Origin of the sequence: Bradyrhizobium sp. (genome assembly GCF_049691595.1) — a bacterium.
Taxonomy (GTDB): Bacteria; Pseudomonadota; Alphaproteobacteria; order Rhizobiales; family Xanthobacteraceae; genus Bradyrhizobium.
This window is the reverse complement of record NZ_JBAVNZ010000268.1, coordinates 1-3,432: the sequence shown is the minus strand read 5'-3', so window position 1 is coordinate 3,432 and position 3,432 is coordinate 1. Positions and strand designations below refer to the sequence as shown.

The window sequence follows — 3,432 nt, the reverse complement described above, 5'->3', positions numbered from 1 at the left end:
GACGCTGCCCGTCGAGCGAGACGCGCCGTTGCGCCAGACGCAGGCTGGCCCGCTGCTGCGCCGCCTGCAAGCAATGTCGCGCCGGATTGTCGCCATCCAGCCCGAGCACCCAGTCGGCCAGCGCCGCAAGCGCTGCGACACTGTCGTCGGGGCTGACGTGCAGCTGCTGGGTGCTGCCGAAGTGACGCTCCCAGGCCTCGATCAGTTGGCGGCCCTGCTGCTCGACCTCCGTATCGGTCTGCTCGCGGCGTTGCGCCGCCGCCTCGACGTCATCCTGTCGTTGGTCGCGGGCCTGCCGGCATTGCTGCTGCCGGGATTCGGCCGCCGCCAGCTCGGCGTGGCGCTGCCGTAACACCACGATCTGTTCGCGCCGACCGAGCATCAGGCTGTGAAGCCCGGTGCAGGCCTGGTCGAAAACCAGTGGCGCCAACGCCGCGAGATCTGCGGCGTCGAGAATCGCCAGCGGGCTCTCGCTATGCGAGACGGTCAGGCCTGCGGCTTCGGCGTGGGTGGCGCAGTCGCGACGCAGGCCGGTCATGTGACGTTCGGCTTGCGCCATGCGCTGCGCCGCCTGTTCGGTTTCCTCGGTGCTGCGTCGCAGTCGCCGCCGCGCCTGGTCGACCGCGGTGGTGGCGGCCTCGCGCGCACGTTGCCGCGCCGTGGCGTCTTTCGCGGCGGCGTCCAGCCGATTGGCGTCCTGCATCGTCGGGTCTTCACGCAGGGTGTCGAGCCGAGTGCGCTCACGGGTCAGCGCCAGCTCCGCCGCGTCGTGGGCCTGCTCGGCGCCGGCTTCTGCGATCGTGGCGGTTTCGAGCCGGGCCTGGGCTTCGCCGCGCGCCCGGCTGGCGCTGTCGAACTCGCTCTGGGCCTGGCGTAGCGCGCGGGCCTGCCGCCGGCTCTGGGTGCCGGCATAGACGCGGTAGCGCTGATCGAAGCGCTCGACGGCCCGGGCCAGCGCCTGGTATTCCTCGAGTTGGCGGCGATCTTCCTCGAGCTGGCCAAGCGCCTCGGCGACGTCGCCGAGTAATTCGGGGGCCAGCGGCGGCAGAGCTTCGGTGAGCGCATCCGACAGCGCGCTCTCGTCGGGTTTCTTTGACAATTGCGGCTGCCGCAGCTGGATCAGGGTATCTATCAGGGCGTCGTAGCGCCGGGTGCCGAGATGATACAATCGCTCATCCACGGCGCGGCGGTAGCTCGCGGCAGTCTCGAACAGTTGGCCGCGGCCCTGCAGCGCGTCGCGCAACCGTTCCCTGGTCAGCACCACGCGCTGGTCGCTGGTCAACCAGATATCCTGGTTGATGCGTGCGCCGCTGGCATCTTCCAGCACGAAGAACCAGCTCTCGACCTGCGGACGCGCCGCGACCGCGGAAAGCCCGGCGCCGAGTGTAAGGTAACGCGGCGTGCCGTCGTCGGCGAGGCGGCCGAACTCGATCCAGGCATAGCCGATGCGGCGGTCATAGCTGCTCATCAGCAGGTTCCAGGACATCCTTTTGCCGCTGTCGCCGTCGGGCTCGACGCGCGAGGACTTGAGCTGGGCATCGAGCAGGAACGGCAGGGTCAGCGACAGCACTTTGGACTTGCCGGTGCCGTTGTTTCCGCGCAGCAACAGGTGACCGTCGCGGAACCAGAATTCCTCGCTATCGTAATGGAATAGCTCCACCAGTCCGAGCCGCAGCGGCTGCCAGCGTTGCCGGGTCGGAATCGGCAATGCGGGTCGCTCGGACAGTGCAGCGAATTCAGCCGGGCGCTCGTTCATATCGGACCGAACGGCAGATCGGCGGCGACGCGCGGCCGGCCTCGGGTTTCACTGATTTCGGCCGCGCCGAGCGCGAAGCGGGCGAGCGCCGGGCGCGGGTGGATGGTGTCGGCATCGCGCACGATCAATTGCAGCTTTTCCAGTCGCTCAAGCGCTATCTCGGCTAGTTCGCGTTCGGCGCCGGGTTCACGGGCCGATTTGCGCCAGTATTTGCCATAGCTGTTCTTGCTGTCGCGCAGGAAATCGATCACGTCCTGCCCGCGGATGATCGCGGCGAACGGCCGCGCGTCGCCCGGGATCTCCCGCCGTCGCCGCTCGGCGGTGGCCAGGAATTCGGCGACCAGTAGCGTGGCGTGGGCATCGGTGCCTTCGGCGGGCATCGCCACATCGGTCAGTGCCCCGGCCTCGTCGGCAAGAGCCAGGCCTTCGGCGCGTTGCTCGGCGATCAGCCCGGTGGCGTCGCACAGCCGGGCGGCCATCACGCCGCGCTGGTTGATGAAATAAGCCCGGGCCTCCGCATCCAGGCTGTCGATATAGATTACAGGATCGTCGAGCAGCCGGCGTGCCAGCTGGCGGCGCAGCGCGGTGCGTCGGCCCTCGTCGCTGTCAGCGACATGTTCGTCGACCAGGGCATGCAGCCGCTGCTCGAGCGTAACCGGCGCATCTTCCGGCCGGAACGTCGACGGCCCCCGCACCGCAGCCAGCATACCGGCGAGGGCACGGCGCTGCACGTCGTACAGCGCATCGGCCTGATCGCCTCCGGCATTCACAAAGGCGTCTTCGTCGCCGGCAACCCGCTGCAGCACGCCGAGGTCGAGCAGGGTGCGGCACACCGCCACCAGTTCGCGCCGCTCGTGGACAGCGCCGAGCGTGAAGCCGAAGCCGGCAGCTGCCAGCGACGGTTCGGCGGCAAAATGCAAAAGTCGCTCACCCAGCAGGCGCAAGGTGATCTGCGGCTCGGCGCGCTCCAGCACAGCGCAGGCCAGGCACAGCAATACGTAACGGCGGCGATCATATTGCGGCAGGCCGCGCATCGTGCTGGCGAGGTCTGCGGGCCGCTTATAAAGCCGGGCACCTTCGTGTTCGATCTGCAGTGGCCAGCCGGTTTCGCGCGCAAAGAAGTCGTGCAGCGCATCGGCCTGGCGGCGGATCGCGGGAAAATCCTCGTGGTCCGGGCTGATCAGCGGCTTCATCAGCAGAGCCCGCACCGCGCTGCGAAATTCCTCGTTTTGGAACCGGCGCTGCTGCTGGCCGATGCTGCGGCTGTCCCTGCTGCTGCCGACAGTGGCCGTCATCTTGTGTCTCCCGTCGGAGTGATGGTGACCAGATGGTCGCGCCCGGCGAATACGCCATGCGGCGTCCGGATCGTGGCGTGGCTGTCGGCGGCCAGCGGCGTCAGGCTGATATGCAGCAAGCCGTCGCCGGTCTGCCGTTGCGCGCTGCTGTCCGGCCCGGGCTGCTCGGTCAGCACCTCACCGAGCAATCCCAGCAGCAGACTGAAGGCATGGACGTCGAGCTCGCCGAGATCCGACAGCCGGGTCGGCTGGCCGGTGGCGAGGCGCTGCCGCGCCGCCTCGATCTGCAGCGACTCCTCGGCGAGTTCCAGCGCCAGCCGCGCGCGGGCTTCGGCGCGATCGCGCACCCGTGCCAGCGCGCCGCGCGGCGCGGCCTCGCCA

General features: G+C 69.0%; 3 protein-coding genes. All 3 read right to left on the bottom strand.

Annotated features, from left to right (window positions below):
• The coding region (locus tag WCE35_RS11995) for a TIGR02680 family protein (protein ID WP_424593557.1) at positions 1-1,708 on the bottom strand (1,708 nt) is incomplete at its 3' end.
• 44 nt (positions 1,709-1,752) lie between these two features.
• A complete protein-coding gene (locus WCE35_RS11990; RefSeq protein WP_424593556.1) occupies positions 1,753-3,051 on the bottom strand; it encodes a TIGR02678 family protein in 1,299 nt (432 codons plus the stop codon).
• Positions 3,048-3,432, bottom strand: a 385-nt coding sequence (locus WCE35_RS11985; protein ID WP_424593555.1) for a DUF2397 family protein, incomplete at its 5' end; no start/stop codon positions are given. The genes WCE35_RS11985 and WCE35_RS11990, both read right to left, overlap by 4 nt.

Coding starts and splice junctions, on each gene's coding strand:
- WCE35_RS11990 (WP_424593556.1), bottom strand. CDS start 3,051: ATGACGGCCACTGTCGGCAGCAGCAGGGACAGCCGCAGCATCGGCCAG.